At 71.6% G+C, this 18,686-nt stretch carries 17 protein-coding genes; 11 read left to right on the top strand and 6 right to left on the bottom strand.

Annotated features, from left to right (window positions below; genetic code table 11):
- Window positions 1–325: helix-turn-helix domain-containing protein (locus tag DFR74_RS36450; protein WP_170160852.1), on the bottom strand; the 325-nt coding region annotated here is incomplete at its 3' end.
- A 741-nt stretch (window positions 326–1,066) separates the two neighbouring features.
- Here DFR74_RS36450 and DFR74_RS34410 point away from each other — a divergent pair.
- The 11 genes from DFR74_RS34410 to DFR74_RS34355 all read left to right on the top strand — a co-directional run bounded on the left by DFR74_RS34410 (window position 1,067) and on the right by DFR74_RS34355 (window position 13,657).
- Window positions 1,067–1,861, top strand: coding sequence for a hypothetical protein (locus DFR74_RS34410; protein ID WP_233444470.1), 795 nt, complete (start codon window positions 1,067–1,069; stop codon window positions 1,859–1,861).
- Window positions 1,858–3,093: a cutinase family protein gene (locus tag DFR74_RS34405; RefSeq protein WP_233444469.1), complete on the top strand. Its 1,236-nt coding sequence runs from the start codon at window positions 1,858–1,860 to the stop codon at window positions 3,091–3,093. The genes DFR74_RS34410 and DFR74_RS34405 overlap by 4 nt, the downstream gene beginning before the upstream one ends.
- Window positions 3,090–4,247: a lipase family protein gene (locus DFR74_RS34400; RefSeq protein WP_067514823.1), complete on the top strand. Its 1,158-nt coding sequence runs from the start codon at window positions 3,090–3,092 to the stop codon at window positions 4,245–4,247. Before DFR74_RS34405 ends, DFR74_RS34400 begins: the two co-directional genes overlap by 4 nt.
- Before the next feature lie 101 nt (window positions 4,248–4,348).
- Entirely contained in the window at window positions 4,349–5,089 is a 741-nt protein-coding gene (locus DFR74_RS34395) for a hypothetical protein (protein ID WP_067514821.1), read from the top strand.
- 11 nt (window positions 5,090–5,100) lie between these two features.
- Entirely contained in the window at window positions 5,101–6,909 is a 1,809-nt protein-coding gene (locus DFR74_RS34390) for an AfsR/SARP family transcriptional regulator (protein WP_067514819.1), read from the top strand.
- Window positions 6,910–7,652: 743 nt separating this feature from the next.
- A complete protein-coding gene (locus DFR74_RS37720; RefSeq protein WP_113975416.1) occupies window positions 7,653–8,846 on the top strand; it encodes an AAA family ATPase in 1,194 nt (397 codons plus the stop codon).
- 34 nt (window positions 8,847–8,880) lie between these two features.
- Window positions 8,881–10,836, top strand: coding sequence for a vWA domain-containing protein (locus DFR74_RS36845; RefSeq protein WP_211334147.1), 1,956 nt, complete (start codon window positions 8,881–8,883; stop codon window positions 10,834–10,836).
- Window positions 10,837–10,971: 135 nt separating this feature from the next.
- A complete protein-coding gene (locus DFR74_RS34370) occupies window positions 10,972–11,283 on the top strand; it encodes a hypothetical protein (RefSeq protein WP_067514852.1) in 312 nt (103 codons plus the stop codon).
- Window positions 11,284–11,333: 50 nt separating this feature from the next.
- Entirely contained in the window at window positions 11,334–11,681 is a 348-nt protein-coding gene (locus DFR74_RS34365; RefSeq protein ID WP_067514854.1) for a hypothetical protein, read from the top strand.
- A 318-nt stretch (window positions 11,682–11,999) separates the two neighbouring features.
- Window positions 12,000–13,109: a hypothetical protein gene (locus DFR74_RS34360; RefSeq protein WP_113975415.1), complete on the top strand. Its 1,110-nt coding sequence runs from the start codon at window positions 12,000–12,002 to the stop codon at window positions 13,107–13,109.
- A gap of 89 nt (window positions 13,110–13,198) precedes the next feature.
- Window positions 13,199–13,657 carry a hypothetical protein gene (locus DFR74_RS34355; RefSeq protein WP_067514751.1) on the top strand — a complete coding sequence of 153 codons (459 nt, stop codon included), beginning with the start codon at window positions 13,199–13,201 and terminating at the stop codon, window positions 13,655–13,657.
- A 258-nt stretch (window positions 13,658–13,915) separates the two neighbouring features.
- Here DFR74_RS34355 and DFR74_RS34350 read toward each other — a convergent pair whose 3' ends face one another.
- The 5 genes from DFR74_RS34350 to DFR74_RS34330 form a co-directional block, all read right to left on the bottom strand.
- The gene (locus DFR74_RS34350) at window positions 13,916–14,068 is read right to left on the bottom strand and encodes a hypothetical protein (RefSeq protein ID WP_113975414.1); all 153 of its coding nucleotides are present in this window, start codon (window positions 14,066–14,068) and stop codon (window positions 13,916–13,918) included.
- Between the two features lie 539 nt (window positions 14,069–14,607).
- Window positions 14,608–16,029 carry a cutinase family protein gene (locus DFR74_RS36445; protein WP_067514753.1) on the bottom strand — a complete coding sequence of 474 codons (1,422 nt, stop codon included), beginning with the start codon at window positions 16,027–16,029 and terminating at the stop codon, window positions 14,608–14,610.
- A gap of 26 nt (window positions 16,030–16,055) precedes the next feature.
- Window positions 16,056–17,075, bottom strand: coding sequence for a C40 family peptidase (locus DFR74_RS34340; protein ID WP_113975413.1), 1,020 nt, complete (start codon window positions 17,073–17,075; stop codon window positions 16,056–16,058).
- 7 nt (window positions 17,076–17,082) lie between these two features.
- Window positions 17,083–18,117 carry a replication-relaxation family protein gene (locus DFR74_RS34335; RefSeq protein ID WP_067514760.1) on the bottom strand — a complete coding sequence of 345 codons (1,035 nt, stop codon included), beginning with the start codon at window positions 18,115–18,117 and terminating at the stop codon, window positions 17,083–17,085.
- An 86-nt stretch (window positions 18,118–18,203) separates the two neighbouring features.
- Window positions 18,204–18,686 (bottom strand): TraM recognition domain-containing protein (locus DFR74_RS34330; protein WP_170160851.1); only part of this gene is annotated, 483 nt, incomplete at its 5' end.

Below are 18,686 nucleotides of genomic sequence, written 5' to 3'. Positions count from 1 at the left end.
GAGTGCCCGTCCAGGAGCGTAGTTCGGCGACCGTGGACAGCGGGACAGGCGGCTGGGAGAGGTCGTGGGTGTAGCGGCGCTGGGCGTCGTCGAGGTCGTAGGCGGTGGCCATGTTGCCCAGAACTGCTGGCGAGCAGGGGATTTCGTCGCGTTCGATCTTCTTGAGCAGGTCGGTGCTGACGTGCAGAAGCTCTGCGGCGCGCGGCCGGGTGAGCCTGCGGTGTTCGCGGGCCCGGCGCACCCAGGAGCCGAGGCTGGGCAGCTCCGGATCGGCGCGGGTGTGGCGTCGTCGCGGAGCGCGGGTCGGGTTCATCCTCCGGTTCATGTCAAGCCCCTCCCTGCTGTGTCTTCCGTTGCCCCTTCGTCGTGAGCTAGCTTGAAGGGTTAACTCCCCCGAGATGGTTTCGTTCTTACCAGAAAGGGAACGCGGCGGCCACCCGATATTCGCTGTGAGCTGTCCGACAAATAGCCGCAGGCGTCCGCCGAGGCCGCGCGGCGCATTCTCGGTGCCTCGACGGGGCGGGACACGCGCTCGCCAGATTTCTCGGCTGACACTGTTCTTACCACTTTCGCGCATCGGCGCAGGACACCATACGTGCCCGGAGGGGTAAACGGAGTGGCAGCGAAATCCTTACCCGTGGAAGGGGTGGCGCGGCAGCAGTTTTCGGGTCTGTGATGGGGAGGTACCAATCCTCCTCTGAAAGGAAAGCTGTGGATCTCTACTCGATTCTGTCGATAGTCAGTGCGGGTGCCTCGTTGGTCAGCAATGTTGCGGCCATCGTCGTGCAGGTTCTGCCGTTCTTCTGACCGGTCTGTCTCGCTCAGTCGAATGAGCACCCGCGCCGTCCGGCTGCGGTCCGCAGCCGGACGGCGCGATACCTGGTAGCGAATCACGCGCCATTCCTGAGTCCTTCTCACCTTTTTTCTCCTTCAATCGGAAGGGTCATTTGTCGTGCCCGAAACATGGAAAACGCCCGCCGCCGTCCCGGTTCCCCGGCGCGGTTGCCCCACCGGAGGACGACGAGTCCGCCTGCCCTACGGGGGCCGGATGCTGTGGGGTGGCCGGATGGTGGCTGCCGGTGTGGTGCCGGTGCTGATGGGGCTGGCTGTCGCGCCCGCGAGTGCGATGACGGCGGGCCCGGTCGCTGATCAGCCCGGGGTCACGGCCCCGGCCCAGCCCGGCACCCAGGCCCCGGCCCCGCCGCCACCTCCGCCTGCGCCGCCGGAGCCGCCGGTGTATGCGGTGCAGCCGCCCGAGGTCCGTAACGGTCCTGCGCCGCGTCCGGAACCCGAGCCCGCGCCCGCGCCGCCGGTGTATCTGACCGAACTGCACACCCCGGTGCCGGTCGCGCCGGTAGCGCCGATCGCGCCTCCGCCGGAGACGATCCGGATCGGTCAGTGGCAGGTCCCCGAGCCGGAGTGGCTGCCGCCGGAGGTCGGCGACACGATCAACGGCGTCGCCGCCGACCTCGAAGCCCGCGCGGCGACGTTCCTGGACTCGGTAGGGGTCCCGGCCGGGCGTTCGGACCGGGTCGCGGGGGCCACGGCCGCCGGGGCCGGTGCCGGGGGCGCGATCGGCGGTGCGCTGGCGGGGGCTCCGGCAGCGGCGGCCGGGGCCGTCGTGGGCGCACTGGCTGGGGGCACGATCGGCGGGATCGCGGGGGCCGCGCTGGGCACGGTGGTGGCGGTGCCGGTGATCGGCACGATCACCTCCGGGGTGGCCGGTACCGCGCTGGGCGCGGCAGCGGGCGCGGTCGCGGGCGCGGTGGTGGCCGGGGTGCCCGCCGCAGCGGCGGGCGGGCTGGTCGGCGGCACCATTGGCGCGGGCTTCGGTGCCGGGGTCGGGGTGGGGCAGCCGTGAACGGGCGTGGTGTTCTCACCGCGGCCGTCGCGGCCACCCTCGCCGGTGGGCTGCTGTGCCCGCCCGGCTCGGGCCTGGCCCAGCCGCCGAGTCAGGGCTGCCCGGCGCTGTGGGTCCTCGGGGTGCAGGGCACCGGCGAATCCTCGCCGGGCGCCTCGGAGACCGCCGACACCGGGATGCTCGGGCACCTGCTCGGCCCGGTGGTGGCCGCCGCACCGGATCTGTTGGCGCGCAGCTACATCCGGTATCCGGCCGGGTTCGGCGGCGCGCCCGGCACCGGCGGCGGCCCCGAACCGTACACGGTGTCGGCGGGCGCGGGCCTGGCCGCGCTCACCGGCACCGCCACCCGGATCGCCGCCGACTGCCCCGCGACCAGCTTCGCGTTCGCCGGGTACTCCCAAGGCGCGCAGATCGTTTCAGAGTTCGCGCGTGGGGTCGGGGCCGGGGAAGGCCCCGTCCCCGCCGGCCGAGTCGCCGCAGTCGCGCTGTACTCGCACCCCGATCGCGCGCCTGGCAGCCCGGTGTTCCCCGGCCGACCCGGGCAGGTCACCCCGGACCCGGCCCCGGGCACGAGCGGGGCGGCGGTGTCGGAGGTGGCGATCACGTCCCCGCCTGCCTCCGGCGGCGGGATCGCCACCACCACGGGCCCCGACTACGGTGCGCTCACCGGCCGCGTGATCGACGTCTGCGCCGAAGGCGACCTCAGCTGCTCGGTCCCCGACCGCGCCGCCCTGCTGCGGCTGGCCGCCCACCTCGCCGCCCAAGCCGACCTGCGCGACCCGATCGCCGCGCTCGCCTCGATCCAGTCGCTGCTGTCGAGCACTTTGGGTGATGCCTGGACCACCGTGGTGAACAACGACTTCCAGATCGGGCCCGGATGGGTCGACTACGTGCCCGCGGCGAGTCTTGCCCAGCGAGCCATCACCGCCGCCGACCCCCGCACACCACCGCCGAGCCCCGCCGACACCGCCGCCGCCTCGGCCCGGTGGGCCCAGATCACCTCGATCGTGGCCGCCGACCCGCTCGCCCAGTTACCCAACCTCGCCGCGCGCTTGTCGCAGGCGTGGGGGCAGCTGGTCACCGACAACACCGACCTGCTCACTCCTGCGGTCCTGCTCCGCATCCCCGAAATCTCGGCCCGCCACACCGGCTACGCCGCCACCGGGCACCTCGCCAGCGGAATCGCCTGGCTGACCGCCCTCGCCCACGACCTCGCCGGGAGAAAACCATGAACCACACCATCCACGTCGAAACCGACAGCACCGAGTTCTACGAGCCTCCGATCCTGCACGGTGGTCACCGTCCCGGCGACCTGCTGCGCACGCGCCCGGTGTTCACCGCGCAACTGGAAGGCGTGAGCGGTGCCTGGCAGATCGTCTACACCTCCACCGACTCACGCTCCCAGCTCGTCGCGGCGTCGGCGATCGTGCTGATCCCCGAAGCGGTCGCCGAGCCCGGCGGGAGCGCGATCCTGCTGTACTGCCCGTCTTTCCGCGGACTCGGCGGCGTGTGCGCGCCCTCGCAACTGCTGGCCATCGGCGCCGAACCCGACACCGCCGCGATCGAGGCCGCCCTCGAGCGCGGGTGGGTGGTGGCGATCCCCGACGGTCACGGCCTGGGTGTCGGGACCGGGCCGCACACCTTCCTCGCCGCGCGCACCAACGCCCGGCTCGTGCTCGATCTCGCCCGCGCGGTGTACCGGGGCGCGGGCCTGGATCTGCCGGTCGCCCCGGTGCTGGCCTGGGGCTACGCCGACGGCGGGCGGGTCGCCGCCGCTGCCGGGGAATTGGTGCCGTGGTACGCGCCGGAAGTGGATTTGCGCGGTGTCGCCGCCGGAGCGGTGGTCTCCGACCTCGCCGGCTTGGCCTCGATGATCAGCCAGGGCGCGCAGCCGGGACTGGCGGGACTGGGTTTGGCCGGGCTGATCGGGCTCGCCCGCGCCTACGACCGGCTCCCGCTGCGGCACGTGCTCACCGACGACGGCGTGGTCGCCGCCGCCGAAGCGCAACACCTCACCGCCACCGAACTACTCGAACGGTTCCCGCAACCCTTGGCGCATTGGTGCCGCCGCCCCGATCCCTGGAACGACCTGTGGTGGCGGCGGGTGCTCTCCCTCGAGACCCTCGCCCACGTCACGCCCCTGATGCCGCTGCACCTCTACCACGGCGAACTTGACCTCGTCGTGCCCGTGCACGCCGGTCGGCGCACCCTCATCGCCTACCGGCAACGGGCCGCGCTCGTGTCCTGGCGTGAGTACGACGCCGACCACCGCTCGACCGCGCACCTGGCCATCAGCGAGGTCCTGGCCAGGCTCGGCGAAGACCTCACCAGGCAGCCCGCCACCGGACTCGGCCGGCTCGGCGCCGAGCACACCAGCCACCCCTGACCCCCTCCGGGGGAACCCTGCCCGCACCCCGGACTCCACCCCTCCCCTGCACGGGGTGCGGGCAGGCCCCGCAGACACCTACCCGAGGCGAGGCGAGATGAATGCCGAGGTACAACCAGCCCCCGGATGAGAACGAGGACGGCGACGTCGACGCCTGGGTCGAGCTGCCCCCAACTTCTCCGGAGCTGCGGCTGGTAAGCGACACCAGCGACGACCTCGACCAGCCCGTCCTGCCGGAGGAGTTCTGGTTCGACCTCGACCGGCTACACCAGACTCCCAGCGCGACCGACACCGCCCCGGATCCCCTATCGGGGACCAGGCTGGCCGACCGGCTGCCGCGCGGAGCCTGGGCCGCACTGGCTGCCACTATCGCCCTCCTGGCCGGGGTCCTGCTGCTGCCGACCGGCAAGACCGGCGACAGCGGCGGGCAGGTACCGGCCACGGCCGCCCCGCCCACCTCGACAACGCCAGCGCACGGCCCGTGCACCGGGCTCACCGGCGAGGTGGTCACCGACAGCGCCGGTGACCCCGCCACCCTGGCAGGAGTCATCGCCTCGTTCGAGGCCGCCTACTACATCCACCGCGACGCCGGACAAGCGATGCCGTTGCTCGCCCCCGAGAGCGGGATCACCTTCGAGGGACTCGCCGCGGGCATCGCCTCGATCCCACCCGGCACCCGGCACTGCGTCGCGATCACCCCGATCGCCCCGACCACCGCCAACGTCCACATCGTCGAGATTCGCCCGGACCGCACCCGGATCGACTACCTCCAGCTGATCAACACCCGCCCCGCGGACACCGGGGACGCGTTGCTGATCGCCAACGTCCAGAAGCAGGGATAGGAGCCCCATCGATGAGGCCGCAGGCGCCGTACCTGATCGCCATCGCCGGACTGACCTCACGTGCGGGGACCACAACGACCACCGTCGCGCTCGCCCGCACCTGGCCCGGACCCGAAACCGCGCTCATCGTGGAAGCCGACCCCGCAGGCGGCCATCTCGCCGCCGCAATGGGCGGCGCGGACCCGCATCTCGGCTCGGCGAGTCTGGCCCGCCGACGCGCGCTCGGCGTGCCCGTCACCGGCGAGCTGCTGGCCCAGCACGTGCAGTATCTGCCCGGTGGGCAAGAGTTCCTGGCCGCGCCACCCGGACACGACGCCGACGATCCGGTCCCGGCCGCAGCGCTGCTGACCGATCCGGACCGGGGATGGCGCGGGTTCGGCGCGACGGTGTTCGCCGACTGCGGTGTCCCCGAACCCGGCGCGCCCGCGCACCCGGTCATCGCCGCCGCCGACGCCGCCCTGTTCGTGGTTCGCGCCGAGCACATCGACCCCGAGACCGCCGCCCAGCGCATCCTCGACCTGACCCGCCGTCGACGCCCCCGGGGCATCGTGGTCATCGGCGGCAGCCGCACCTACATCGACGCGATCGGGTTCCCCGTCGTCGGCCAGCTACCCGCCTCCCGCACCGGTGCCCGAGCCGTTCTGACCGGACGCCGCTCCCGCCAGCACCTCATCCCGCCCGCTCGCCACGCGAGCACCGCCGTGCAGAGCCAGCTACGCCGCTATGAACACACCGGCCAGTTCGACCCACCCCGCACCAGGCAACCCGCCCGCCAAGACCAACACCGCCTCGTCCGGCGCAGACGCCGCGACGAGGACGGGCCCAGGATCTACAGCATCGACCCGGCCACCGTTGCCACCCCGCGCCTTCGCCCACGCGAGCCCCTCGTGGTGGACACCGCCGAGACCACCGCCACACCAGGCTCTGAAGCGGTGCCCGCGGTCGAGGCCGAGGCCGCCGGGCAACGCACGGAGGGTGACCTCGTCGCGGCGCCCGAGCCGAGCCCGCACCCCGAGACCGCGACCACCGATCCCGCCCCGGTGCAGACACCGGCCGACGGAGCGCCCGCGCTGACGGTGCGGGTCTTCGGGCCCACCCGGATCTTCTGGCACAACACCGAATCCGGCGAGACCGTGGAGATCACCACGCAGGTGCAGCCGCGTGCTCGTGAACTCGTGGCCGTGCTCGCCCTGCATCCCGACGGACTGCCGCGCCAGCAGCTGATCGAGCTGTTGTGGGGCCAGCGGCCCGGACACCGGGGCGGCAGCGCGCTGGCGAACACGTTGAGCCGCTTGCGCGCCGCGCTTGCCACCGCCACCGGCGGGCAGGTCACCGAGGTACTGGCCGAGGACCGCACCCAGGTCCGGCTCTCGGGCCACCTCGGCGTCGACTACTGGGATTTCAACACGGCGGTAGCGCACCGTCGCCACGCCCGCAGCGACGCCGAGCAGACCGACGCCGCCCGCCGCATCGCCGCCCTGGCCACCAGCGAGCTGGCCAGTGACCTCACCGACACCTGGGTCGAAGCACTACGCGAATCAGCCCGCCGCACCTCGCTCAACGCCTTGAGCTGGCTGGCCACCCGCAACGCCGAAAACGACCCCCGCGCGACCCTGGGAATGCTCGAAACCACCGTCGAGAACGACCCCTACAACGAATCGGTTTGGCGAGACCTCCTGCGCCTGCACGCCCGCCTCGGCGAAACCGCCGCACTCACCCGCACCTACAGCCTCCTGACCCGCAGACTCGCCGAAATCGGCCAAACTCCGAGTCAGGAAACCCGACAGCTTCTCGAAACCCTCCGCCGCGCCGAGAAATAAAGCATAAGCAGCCCGGATAGTACCCCTCGCGCTGATTGTCGATTACTGTAGAAACCGGATTCCCCGCCGTTCCCAAAATTGAATTCAGTGCGATCGGGCATTCTTCTATTCATCGAGAATTGCTGAGTTGGTATGGCATTCGTGCGACAAGTGCTCGCTGGTGCCTGTGCGAGAGGTGCTCCTTTCGTCCTGAGTGGCTCGATGGAAAATTACCCGTGCGATGTTCGATGGCGAGATTCGCTGCATGATTCGGTGCGAGCATTGAAACGACGCACCCTCCACCGCCTGAAGTAGCAGGTCAGAGGCCATGTATCCGGGCGGATACCGGCGGGGATTGTCTATACACAAAGACGTATAGACATGCTCGGGCGGCGTCTGACACCCCAGCTCCCGCAACCTCTCGCGTCTGACTATCCGCTCGGATGATTCCTTGCCTCACCTCCTTACCCCGTCTATTGCCTATCATTTTTGTATTCTTTCCAGTCTTTCCGGTCCAAGCCGTGGCCTGGCCTCGCGAGTGAATGCGTGCGCCGCATTTTCATATTGCCTAGACCGACTCGCCCTTGTCTGGAAAAATTCCGGGAAATTGACCCCTTTCGGGGTTGTGTGACTGTTCGAGGTCGAGCTAGCGTCGACCACGTTCCCGGAATTCGCCGGGAAATTCGCAGAAATCCGAATGGCGGCCACGCCGCACGTATGCCGAAAACCGGCGCGCATTCGGAACGGAAACCACAGGAGTCACAATGCCCACCACACCCGCCACCGCCACCGCCACGGCCGCCGGTCGCCTGCCCAACGGTGAACTTCGCCGCATGGTCGCCGCCGCATTGGCCGCCGACCCCATCCGCGAACAGTCCCCCCGCGAAATCGCCGCCGGGCTCAACCGGTCCAGCGGCGCGGTCGGCAACGCCCTCGAGACGCTGGTCAAAAGCGGGCACGCCGAACGCACCTCGGCCGCCCCCCGCCGCTACCGCGCCACCGCCACCACGGCCACCGCCGCCACCCCGACCGCCGCCACCCCCGCCCCGGCCGCGCCCGCCCCGGCCGCCACCCGACCGGCCCCGGCCGCCCCCAAGACAGCGAAACCGGCCCGCCGGACCAAGAAGACCACCGCCACCCCGGCCCCGGCGGCCCCGGCCCGTACGGGTAACACGGTGGCCCGGCCGAACGGGCAGGACTACCACCTGCGCAAGCTCGCCGGGCGCGCCGATGTGGACGTGTTGCGGACCATGCGGGCGGCCGAGGTGCCGGTGCTGCTGTACGGGCCGCCCGGCACCGGCAAGACCTCGCTCATCGAAGCCGCCTACGGCGATTTGCTGACCGTGCAGGGTGACGGGGACACCTCGACCGCCGATTTCGTGGGTGAGTACACCCAAACCCCGGACGGCCGTTTCGTTTTCATGGACGGCCCGCTGGTTCGCGCGATGAAAGAGGGCCGGGTGCTGTTCATCGATGACGCGACCCTCATATCCCCGACCGTGCTCGCGGCGGTGTACCCGGCGATGGACGGCCGCAAGGAGCTGGTGGTCAAAGCCACCGGCGAGGTCGTGAAAGCCGCGCCCGGCTTCTTCGTCGTCGCGGGCCACAACCCCGGCGTGCACGGGGCCATCCTGTCGGAGGCGCTGAGTTCGCGGTTCGCGTTCCAGGTGCGGGTGGTCAGCGACCTCGACCTGGCCACCCAGCTCGGCGTGGAACGCCGCGCGGTGAAAGTGGCGCGCGAACTGGCCGCCCGTCAGGCCAAGGGCGAGGTCGGTTGGGCTCCACAACTGCGAGAACTGTTGGCGTTCCGCAAGATCGCCGACGCCACCGACCCCGACACCGCCATGGCCAACCTCCTCGGGGCCGCCCCCGAAGAGGACCGCGAAGTGGTGGCCGCCGTAGTGCGGACCGTGTGCGGCACCACCCACACCCCGCTCGCCCTCGGCCCCCGCCTCTGACCACCACCCACAGACCCGAAAGGTATTGCCTGCCATGACCGGCCACGTGATCACCACCCCCGCACCCGCCGCGCCCGCTACCCCGGGCACCGGCACCGGCACCGGCACCGCTTCCGCCCCGGCCCCGGCCCCGGCCGCTGCCGGGGCGGGGGCGGCCCCCGCCCCGCCTACCACCCGCACCCCGGCCCCGGCGTCGGTGCCGGTGACCGGCGGATGGGCCACCCTGTCGGCCGCCATGACCGCCGAAGTCCGGCCGATCGCCGACCGTGACGATTTGACCGTGAGCATCGCCCCCGGTGCCGCGTTCGGGCACCCGGCGGTGTTCGTGCCCGCACTGGCGGCCATCGAACTCGACGGTTCCCGCCTCACGATCGACCCCGCCGACGCCAACCCGGCCCGCAACAGTGACCGCAACAACTACCCGGCCGTGTGGGGTGCGCTCGTGCACGAGTGCGCGCACGCCAAACACTCGGTATGGCAGCCGCCGCTGCTGGCACACCCCGAGGTCGTCACGGCCGCGAAGTTGCTCGAGGAATCGCGTATCGAGGCCGCCCAGATCCGCCGCCGCCCCGATGACCGGCATTGGTTGCGCGCCAGCGCGACCGAGATCGTGATCAGTGACAACGGCGGCAAGGCCGCCGCCCAGATCCCGCACACGACCTACGCCGCCGCCCACAACGCCGCCCTCGTGCTGGGCCGGATCGACGCCGGGGTGCTGAACGAGTCCGAATGCGCGCCGCTGATGCGCGAGATCGAGTCCATCCTCGGCACCGACACCCTCGCCAAACTGCGCTCGATCTGGCGCGAGGCACACACCGTCGCCGACGCCGACACCGCCACCATGCTCGAACTCGGGCAACGCTGGCTCGACATTGTCGGCCCCGACCCGCACGCCGCGCCGGAGCCGGGTTCGGCGTTGGGCGCGGCCATCCGCGCCACGGTCGCCGCCATCGCCCGCGAGGTCGCGGCCAACCGCGTCCCGGCCGACCCCGCCGAGTCCGCCGCCACCGCGCGCCGCAATACCGCCGCCGCCGCCGAACTGGCACGGCGGTTGGCAGAGGGCGTGTTCGGCAGCAGCAGCGACAGCAGCGACGCCGACGGCAGCGGCGGAAGCGGCAAGGGCGGAAGCGGCAACGGCAGCAGCGGCAGCAGCGGCAACGGCAACGGCGGAAGCGGCAACGGCGGAAGCGGCAACGGTAACGGCGGCAGCAGCGGTAGCGGTTCGGGACCGAGTGTCTCGCGCATCGTGCGCCGCACCCGCACCCCGATGGCGAAGGAACAGACCGCCGCGCGGGTGCTGGCCCGTGCGCTGGACACCGCCGCCGCCCGCGAACGCACGGCCGTGAAAACGACGTGGGCGGTGCCGCCGGGGCGGGTGCGGATGCGCGGCGTGCTGGCCCGGCAGGCCCAACTCGCCGCCGGAACGCTGCCAACCGCCGAACCGTTCACCCGCACTATCCGCAAAACCAACCCGTACCCGCCGCTGCGAGTCGGCATCGCCTGCGACGTGTCCGCCTCGATGGGCCAGTTCGCCGCCCCGGTGTCCTCGGCCGCGTGGATCATCGCCCGCGCCGCCGAGCTGACCGCCCTGCCCGCCACCACCGCGACCGTCACGTTCGGGAACACGGTCATACCCATCACCTACCCGGGCATCGCCCCGACTCAGGTGACCGAGTTCGGGTGCCCGGACGGCAACCACGCGATCGACTACGCCATCGCAGCCCTCGAGGGTGCCCTCGGGCTGGCCCGCCCCGGCGGGGTCCGGCTGCTGGTGATCGTCTCCGACGGCATCTACACCGGAGCCCACCGCGACCGCGCCCAGAAGCGCCTCGACGCGTTGCGCGCGGCCGGGTGCGCGGTGCTGTGGCTGGCACCGGCACGCGGGCGAATCAACCCGCTGCGCAACTCGAACCCGCACCTGCTCACCAATCCCGCCGCCACCGCCGCCGAGATCGCCCGCGCCGCCACCGCCGCCGTACGGGCCGCCTAGACCCCGGGTTCCCCGGGCGCACCGCGCCCGGGGCACCCGGACCGGGCCGCGCCGGTGCCACCGGCGCGGCCCACCCGTCACCACGACACCCCCGCCCCCGCCGGGGTGGGGCGGCAATCGACAGGAGACAGCACCATGTCCGATCCCGCGATCCCCACCACGGCCGCGCTCGACTCGATCTATGTGATGGCCAACGCGATCACCGGCGATCAGTTCGCCATCTACGCCCCGGGCCCGCACGACACGCGCGGCATGTACACCGTGGCCCACGTGACCGGCGGCACCGGCGGCTACGCAGCCCCACGTATCCACCTCGTGCACCCCGACGACATCGCCGCCTACGCCACCGGGGCCACCGACCGGATGCGCCGGGGCGCGCACGGGCACGCCGCGACCGTGTGGCTCGACCGCACCACAGGCACCCTCCACGCGCACCTCGCCCGATGAACCCGCCAGCACCCCAACCGAACCCGAACCGCGAACAGGAGAAGCACCACATGAAAGACACTCGCACCCACGACGAGGACGGCGTCATCACACCGGGAGCCAAACTCAGCGGGAACAACTACGTCGTGGTGAGGCTGCGCGAGGGCGACGACCCGCCCGCCCGGATCCTGCTGGTACGCAACCCGAGCCGCTGCCACCACGGCTACACGATGTGCGTCGAGTGCGCCGACAGTTGGGAACTCGACCACCACGTGGACTACGAGCTGACCGGCGGCGGGCGATGGCTACGCGCGGCCCTCGACACCCAGCGCGCCGCCCCCGCGAGCAAGAAGTCCGCCGAGGACGACTCCGGCAAGCCCGGCACCGAGCCGGCCGACTCGACGCTGGCGCACCCGTAACCGGCTCGCGCGCCGAGTCTGTGGCCTCGCCCACCGGGCCCGCGGCGAGGCCGCCGGCAATGAGGGCGCCTCGGCGCCCCCGTGAGTCATTTGACGCGAGTCGAATTTCGTTCGCGCCGAGGCCATTACGGAATCGGAAGAGAGCAGTTCACGTCCGGAGCCAATTTCCACATTCCGCTTGACATCACGCGCCTATCGAGCGGTCATGGAACCGGAACGGCACCGACCCCCCGGGGAATTCGCCCCGATCGGTGCGCATTCCGTCCCCACCCGGGGACATCACGAATTCACCAAACCCATCGTTGGAAGGGAACCCCCATGTCGAAAACCAAGAACGCCGCCGTGGCCGCGACAACGGCCGCACCCACCCAGGAACCCGGCACGCCGTCGGGCCCCGGGCCGGTGCCACGCCGCGACAGCAACCAGGCGTTGTGGGCGGCGCTGCGCGCCCACCCCGACAACACCACCGCCGCGCTGGCCCACATCGCCGGTATCGGACTGTCCACCGCGCGGCGTCTGCTGTCCCAGTGGGAAACCGCCGGGTACGCCCACTCGCACACCGACCCCGACACGCCCCGGGCCGCCAAAACCTGGACCCAGGGCACGGGCACACCCGCCACCATCGAACCGGACCCCGCCCCCGCCGCGCCCGAACCCGTTGCGCCGGAACCGGTGTCACCGGCGACGGCCGAACCGGTCGAATCCTCGCCCGAAACCAGCGGGCCCGCACCCGAACCCGCCACCGTGGCGGCGGCGGAGGTGCCCGCGCTGCACAGCGCCGAAGCTCGGGCGCTGTGGGAGGCGCTGGAAACCCACCCGGGCAGCACCACCGCCGAACTGGCGGAGACGGCCGCCATCGAGGCCATCGCCGCGCGGCATCTGCTGACGGAATGGGAACTCGCCGGAACCGTGCTGGCGGCCACACTTCCCGGCAAGCCCCGGGCCGGGAAGTACTGGACCGCCGCGATGAAACCCGATCCGGCCCCGGCCGCGCCTGCCGTGACCGACGTGTCGGAACCCGTACCGGCCGAACCGGCGACCCCGGAAGCGGTTGTGCCCGAACCGGCCGCACCCGCTGAGCAGACGGGCCCGGCCGACCCCGCGCCCGACACCACGGCGGAGACGCCGGTAGCCGCGCCCACGGGCGACGAACCCGCCGCCGGGGCCCCGGTACCCCCGGCGGCGGCCGACAACGGCGCTGCGGCGGACGCGGAGTCGACGGCCGAACGCTTGCCCGCCGGTGCGCTGCGCGGCCAGGTCGAGGACTTCCTGCGCGAAAACCCCGGAAAGGAGTTCACCCCACACCAGATCGGCAAAGCGCTGAACCGGTCCAGCGGCGCGGTCCACAACGCCCTGGTCAAGCTGACCGACGGCGGGACCGCGCGCCAAACCAGCACGGCCCCCAAGAAATTCACCCTCGCGTCCTGAAACTGGGCGATGCCGGAATCCCCGGAGCCGGTAACTCCGGGGATTCCGACACCGCCCTCTCAATCTAACCCTGAGAAAGGTGCCCGACCATGTACTCCACCCCCACACCCAACGTGCTCGCCTCGGCCCTGTACCGCGTGTACGCCGACTCCAGCCACGCCCCCGACAGCCTCGAGCTGTGGATCGCCATCGCCGACACGGCCATTCGTGAGCTGCAAATGCCGGTACTGGTCTCGCTGGTGCCGTGGGTGCCGATCGCGCTGCGCTACCAGCAGGCGACCACCGACGGCGACTTCTTCCCACACACCGGCGCGGTGCGCATCACCACCGGCCCGCTCACCGGCACGCTGTACCGCGACCCGGAAACCGCCGCCCGCGACGTGGTCGCGGCCACCCCGAGCGAACTGACCGACCGGGGCCCCACCCGTGACAGCGGCGACGGTGAACAGGTTGACGTCGCGCCCGCACGGTTGCCGTCGTGGCGGTTCCGTGACAAGGGGGCCCCGCCCGCGTTCGCGCCGCGCGCGGTGCCGCCGCTCATCTCCTGACCCGCCTACCCGCTGAAACGGCCCGTGGTACCGAGCATTCCGCTCGGCACTACGGGCCGCTTCTTGTGCGCTGCGGGGGCGGCGCGGGCTACCTGCTGCGGTCGATGGCCTGGGTGATCCAGTCGGCCAGCACGGGGCACGGCGGTGGTGTAGCCGGTGGCGTCGACCGTGGCTGTCGTGGCCGTGTGGCGGTCCTGGGTGGCCGGAACGGCGGTGCCCGTGGTGGTGGCGCTGTCCGCTGTGCCCGTTCCGGCGGTCTCAGCTGTCCTCCTCATCCTCCTTGTTTTCGTTGCGGGTGGCGGCAGCGTCGGCGCGGTCGGCGAAGCCGGAGGTCGCTGTCGGTGAGTCCGGATCTCGGTCGGCCGCAGCGATGATGCGGTCGGCGGACTCGCGGTCCATGTTTTTGCCCATGACGATCACCTTCTGAAAAGGAACGGGTCAGTGTTCGCGCCCATGTCCTGGGGAAGGAGTCGCGTAAGAGAGGTTGTCCGTCGAGCCCAGGCAGGGAGCACTCTGTGCGGTCTGGTTGGCCTGGGTCGAGGTGTACACGACGTCTACCGGCGGATTCCGGTCGCCGTGAAAGCCGCCGTCGATGCGCCGACTCGCACCGTGCGGCGGCTGTGGGTCACAAGTGTCGCCACGTTTCGAGGCACACCGACCGCGCGGAGTGCGCCTTACCCGAGAATCTTGCCGCCGATGCCCGGCGAAGGCAGCATCGACATCCCGTTCGACCAGTATCGCCCCGCGCTACTATCCCCGGCTACCCCCGGGGTTCTGGCCTTCGACAGGCCGTGTATTCGGTGGCGGCGTAGCCTCGGCCGTGGTCCCCGGCTCATCCCCTCCGAGCCGGGGACCCATGATTCTGCGCTGCGGGCCGCTCGCACGAGAACGTCCGGGCGCATCTTCGATCGGCGCGGTTGCTCGCCGCGTGGCGTCCGCCGGGTTGTGGGCTATTTCGTTTGGTCGATAGCTTGTTCGATCCAGGCGGTAAGCACGGGCGCGGCGGTGTCGTAGCCGGTGGCGTCGAACACGGCCGTGCCGCCGTTCTGCGGGGCCGTCGTGGTGGTGCCGGTGGAGGTGGTGCTGTAGGTCTGGGCGAGTGTGGGGAACGCGGTACCGGTGAACGCGGCGGCGGTGGCCGAGAGTAAGTCGGCGGCGACGGGTGCCAGCCCGGTCAGTGCCAGTACCGCCGCGACCGGGTCGCCCTCGGCGAGGGATTCCACGGCGGTCCAGGCGATCTCCTGGGCGCGGCCGATGTCGGTGGCGATGCGGGAGATGTCGAGTCCGGCCAGGACACGGACGATCTCGGCGGCGATCGTGGTGACCCCGGTGGTGTCCAGCGGTGCGGCCAACGCCAGAGCTTGCGCGACCAGGCGCAGGTCGAGTCCATCGGCGAGTTCGACCAGCGGGGCGAACTGGTTGTTCAGGTCACCGGTGACGCGGTGCACGGCGCGCAGGTCTCCGGCGGTGACCAGTGCGGGGAGTTGGGCGAGGTCGGCCACGATCGCGGGCACGTTCGCGGTGAAGCTGGCGAGTCCGTGCAGCACGGTGACGACCTGGGCGAGGATCTGGGATGCGCTGATCTGCCCGGTCGCGCCCGATCCGATGTTGGTGGTCGGTGTGCTCGTCGTGGTGGCGGGGGCGTTCGCTGTGGTGGTGGGTGAGGCGGTGCTGGTCGGGGCCGGGGTGGTGGTCGTGGTGGCGGCGGTGGCGGTGGTGAGGGCGCGGCTGACCGCGGCGAGGGCGGGAGAGGATTCGGCGGTGGTCGAGCAGTAGCTGTCGCCGTCGAGGCACAGGGTGCGGACCCGGTCGGTCAGCTCGCCGAAGCCGTGCGCGCGGGGCCCGGTGACGCCTTGTCCGGCGACCGGGGTGCCGAGTTGGGTGGTGGCCGGGTCGCGGCGCGGGTCGGACACGAGCGCGACCGCCAGGATGCGGGAGGCCGGGATCGGGCCGCCTCGGTTGCCGAGGGTGGTGGCGAGGTCGCCGGCGACCTCGGCGCCTTGGCCGTAGCCGGCCAAAACGACTCGGGTGTCCGAGCACAGCCCCTGCACCGCCGCGGTGAGGTCGGCTTGGCTCACCGACCCCGCACCGGCGGAAGACGCGGCGAGGGTGCGGACCTCGATGTCGGTGCCGTACCGGGCGGTGAGCGATTCCCCGAGCTGGGTGAGGATCTCGTTCGTGGCCTGTCCGCTGGTGGGTGTTGTCTGGTGGGTGCCCGGTGCCAGCAGCGCGGTCCAGCGCGGGCACTGGGTCGTGGTGGGGCCGGGTGTGGGTTCTGCGGCGGCGACACCGGCGGTCACGGTGGTCGCGGCGATGGCCGCGCACAGTGCCGCGCGGGCGGCGCGGCGGAGCTGGGGGTTGTTGCGGCGCATGAGGTTCTCCGTTCGAGTGCGGGTGGTCAGGAGGCGGCGCGGGAGCCGTCGTTGTGGGTGGGTGTGGGTCTGCGGGCGGTGTGGTAGTCGTCGCCCGGCCACCGGTAGGGCCCGATCTGGACGGGCTGGTTGAACGTCGGGGCGTGCACCATCTGGCCTGCGCCGAGGTAGATCCCGACGTGATGGACGTCCCCGGCGGTGCTGTAGAACAGCAGGTCTCCGGGGGCGAGTTGGTGCTCGGGCACGGGTGTGCCGGTGTGGACCTGGTCGTAGGTGGTGCGGGGGAGGGAGATCCCGGCGGCGCGGTAGGCGGCTTGGGTGAGCCCGGAGCAGTCCCAGCCGCCGTTGACCTCGGGCCCGTTGCCGCCCCACACATACGGGAGGCCGAGTTGTTCGCAGGCGAAGCGGATCGCGGTGATCGCTTCGGGGCGGGCGGGTTCGAGGTTGGTGCAGTCGCCGGTGCCCGGAGGATGTTGCGTGGGCGCGGGATCGGCGTAGCGGTCGGCTTGGTCGAGGACTTGCCGCACGTACCAGTCGGCGTGGTTGTAGGCGAAGATCGCGGCGTACATGTCGCCGGGTGCGCCGGAGTCGCACAGGTAGAACGCGGCGGCGTGGACGGCGTCGTGCGGGTTGTAGCGGGAGGGCGGGTTCGCGCCGCCGGGCGGTAGCGGGTGGCGGGCGATGACCGAGTCGAAGGTGGGGGCGAGGAATTGCATTGGTCCACCGGCTCCGGAGGCGTTCTCGCCGGAGGTCACGCCGGGCAGGGTGGAGCGGCCGTGGTCGGTTTCGATCTTGCCGATCGCGGCGAGCACGCTCCAGTCCAGGCCGGGGCAGTTTCCGGCGGCGGTGTGGTAGAGCGTGAGCATCTCGGCGGGGATGTCGTGTTGGGCTTCGGTGCTCGGCGTGGAGCCGGTGCCGGTCGAGGCTCCCGGGGCGGGTGTGGTGAGGGCGGTGTCGAACACTACGACGGCGCTGACCACGGTCGCGATGACGACGGTGAGGAACACGAACCCCGCCAATCCTGCCCCGAGTGCCTTGACCAGCATCGTCAGCTCACCAGGACTCGTAGGTCGGTGGCTGCGGGGGTGGTGGGGACAGGGTGACGATGCCGTTCTGCGGTGCCCAGGTCGGGTCGGGATCGACGTCGGCCTCGGGTGGGGTGCGGCGGGGCCAGGCGGTGGCGAGCTGGTGCAGGCGTAGCCTGCGAGAGCCGTTGGCGGCGTCGGCGTCCAGCGGCAGCCACACCTGGTCGGCGGGGCTGGCGTCGTGGGTGGGGGTGAGGAGTTCGGCGGCGGCGGTGGCCACGGGCACGGCCTCGGGATCGGGGAGCCGTTCCCAGGTTCGGTGCAGCGCCGCGCGGGCTTTGGTCTCGCGGGCGATGCTGGGCACCCAGAGCAGCACGGGGGCGATGACGCCGGTGGTGCGGGCCAGCTCGGCGTAGCCGGTGAGTTTGGCCGCGACCCGTGAGAGCGCCGTGGTGGTGGCGAGGTCGTATTCGAGGTAGAAGTCGAGGACGTGCTCGGCGTGGGAGTGGCGGCCGAAGGCGTCGGGGCGGGCGAGGTCTCCCCACAGGCGCTCGCAGCGGGTCTGTGACCACCACGCCTGGACCTGGGCGGGGTTGCCGCGCTGGTCGAGGGCGGGGTGGGCGATCAGGGCGGTGAACCATTCGGCGACGCCGAGGGTGTGGGTCAGGTGCAGGCTGTGGGCGACGGCGAGGGCGCGCTGGTGCTGGTAGCCCAGCTCGCGCACCGTGATTCCGGCTTCTGCGGCGAGGACACCGGCCCCGGCTGGTGCGAGGACCCAGTGCATCGGCGCGCTGCCTTCGGTGCGCCACGGCCGGAATCGGTCCACGACGCCGTAGCGGTGTAGCAGGTTCAGCCGTCGCAGCGCGATGGGCTGAGTGGGGAAGGCCAGGCTGGTGAGCTGGTTGGTGGTCAGGACGCGGTGCTCGTGCAGCATGCGCAGGATCCAGCGGTCCCGTTCGGTCAGACGGGAGACGAGGGCGGTGCTGTCGAGCGGCCGGGGCCGCGCCCGGTTGTCGGGGCGTGGTCGGCGGTTGTCTGCCTGCTGGGCGGGATGGGAGAGCATCGGTGGCACAACCTTTCTCGAAACTGAACAGACGGGCGGGCGGTTGGCGGAGGTCGAGTTGTTGGTGGCCGGTTCACTCGTCGCGGTCAGGGCCGGGTGTCGGCGAGGCGGGCGCGAGCGGCGGCGGCGATCTCACGAGCCCGCCCGGGGATCGGCCGGTCCAGGGGCCGGGTGGTGAGGGTGAACGGGCGGGCGTTGCGGCCGTCGACCAACAGCCGGGCAGCGGCGTGGAAGGCGTCGAGGTGGGACAGGTCGTGCTCGGACAGCCACGGGTCGGTGTGGCGGGCCAGGTCCCGGGCGTCGTCGGGTGACACGGCGAAGAGGATCTTGTTGCGGGCGTTGGCCGAGATGCCGTCGCGCAGTTCGCGGGAGAGCTGACCGAGGTTCTGGTGTGCCAGCAGCAGCGACAGGCGCAGTCCTCGGGCTTCGGCGAGCATGTCCTCGATCGGGGTGGACAGGTTGAGGAAGTTCTGTGCCTCGTCGAGTACGAGCGCGGCGTCGGGCCGGTCGGTGGCGGGCACCCGGGCCCGTGCGGTCACGGCCTGCCAGGTCCGGGCGACCAGCAGTGA

The sequence above is a fragment of the Nocardia puris genome (genome assembly GCF_003315035.1).
Lineage (GTDB): Bacteria > Actinomycetota > Actinomycetes > Mycobacteriales > Mycobacteriaceae > Nocardia > Nocardia puris.
The sequence above is the reverse complement of the archived record's forward strand: the minus strand, read 5'-3'. Positions and strand labels throughout refer to the sequence as shown.

Bases quoted from the DNA above. Each gene is read 5' to 3' on its own strand.
- DFR74_RS34335 (WP_067514760.1), bottom strand. From the start codon at position 18,117: ATGCTCTCCCATCCCGCCCAGCAGGCAGACAACCGCCGACCACGCCCC.
- DFR74_RS34365 (WP_067514854.1), top strand. From the start codon at position 11,334: ATGAAAGACACTCGCACCCACGACGAGGACGGCGTCATCACACCGGGA.
- DFR74_RS34370 (WP_067514852.1), top strand. From the start codon at position 10,972: ATGTCCGATCCCGCGATCCCCACCACGGCCGCGCTCGACTCGATCTAT.
- DFR74_RS34360 (WP_113975415.1), top strand. From the start codon at position 12,000: ATGTCGAAAACCAAGAACGCCGCCGTGGCCGCGACAACGGCCGCACCC.
- DFR74_RS37720 (WP_113975416.1), top strand. From the start codon at position 7,653: ATGCCCACCACACCCGCCACCGCCACCGCCACGGCCGCCGGTCGCCTG.
- DFR74_RS34390 (WP_067514819.1), top strand. From the start codon at position 5,101: ATGAGGCCGCAGGCGCCGTACCTGATCGCCATCGCCGGACTGACCTCA.
- DFR74_RS34395 (WP_067514821.1), top strand. From the start codon at position 4,349: ATGCCGAGGTACAACCAGCCCCCGGATGAGAACGAGGACGGCGACGTC.
- DFR74_RS36445 (WP_067514753.1), bottom strand. From the start codon at position 16,029: ATGCGCCGCAACAACCCCCAGCTCCGCCGCGCCGCCCGCGCGGCACTG.
- DFR74_RS34350 (WP_113975414.1), bottom strand. From the start codon at position 14,068: ATGGGCAAAAACATGGACCGCGAGTCCGCCGACCGCATCATCGCTGCG.
- DFR74_RS34410 (WP_233444470.1), top strand. From the start codon at position 1,067: ATGGTGGCTGCCGGTGTGGTGCCGGTGCTGATGGGGCTGGCTGTCGCG.
- DFR74_RS34340 (WP_113975413.1), bottom strand. From the start codon at position 17,075: ATGCTGGTCAAGGCACTCGGGGCAGGATTGGCGGGGTTCGTGTTCCTC.
- DFR74_RS36845 (WP_211334147.1), top strand. From the start codon at position 8,881: ATGACCGGCCACGTGATCACCACCCCCGCACCCGCCGCGCCCGCTACC.
- DFR74_RS34400 (WP_067514823.1), top strand. From the start codon at position 3,090: ATGAACCACACCATCCACGTCGAAACCGACAGCACCGAGTTCTACGAG.
- DFR74_RS34355 (WP_067514751.1), top strand. From the start codon at position 13,199: ATGTACTCCACCCCCACACCCAACGTGCTCGCCTCGGCCCTGTACCGC.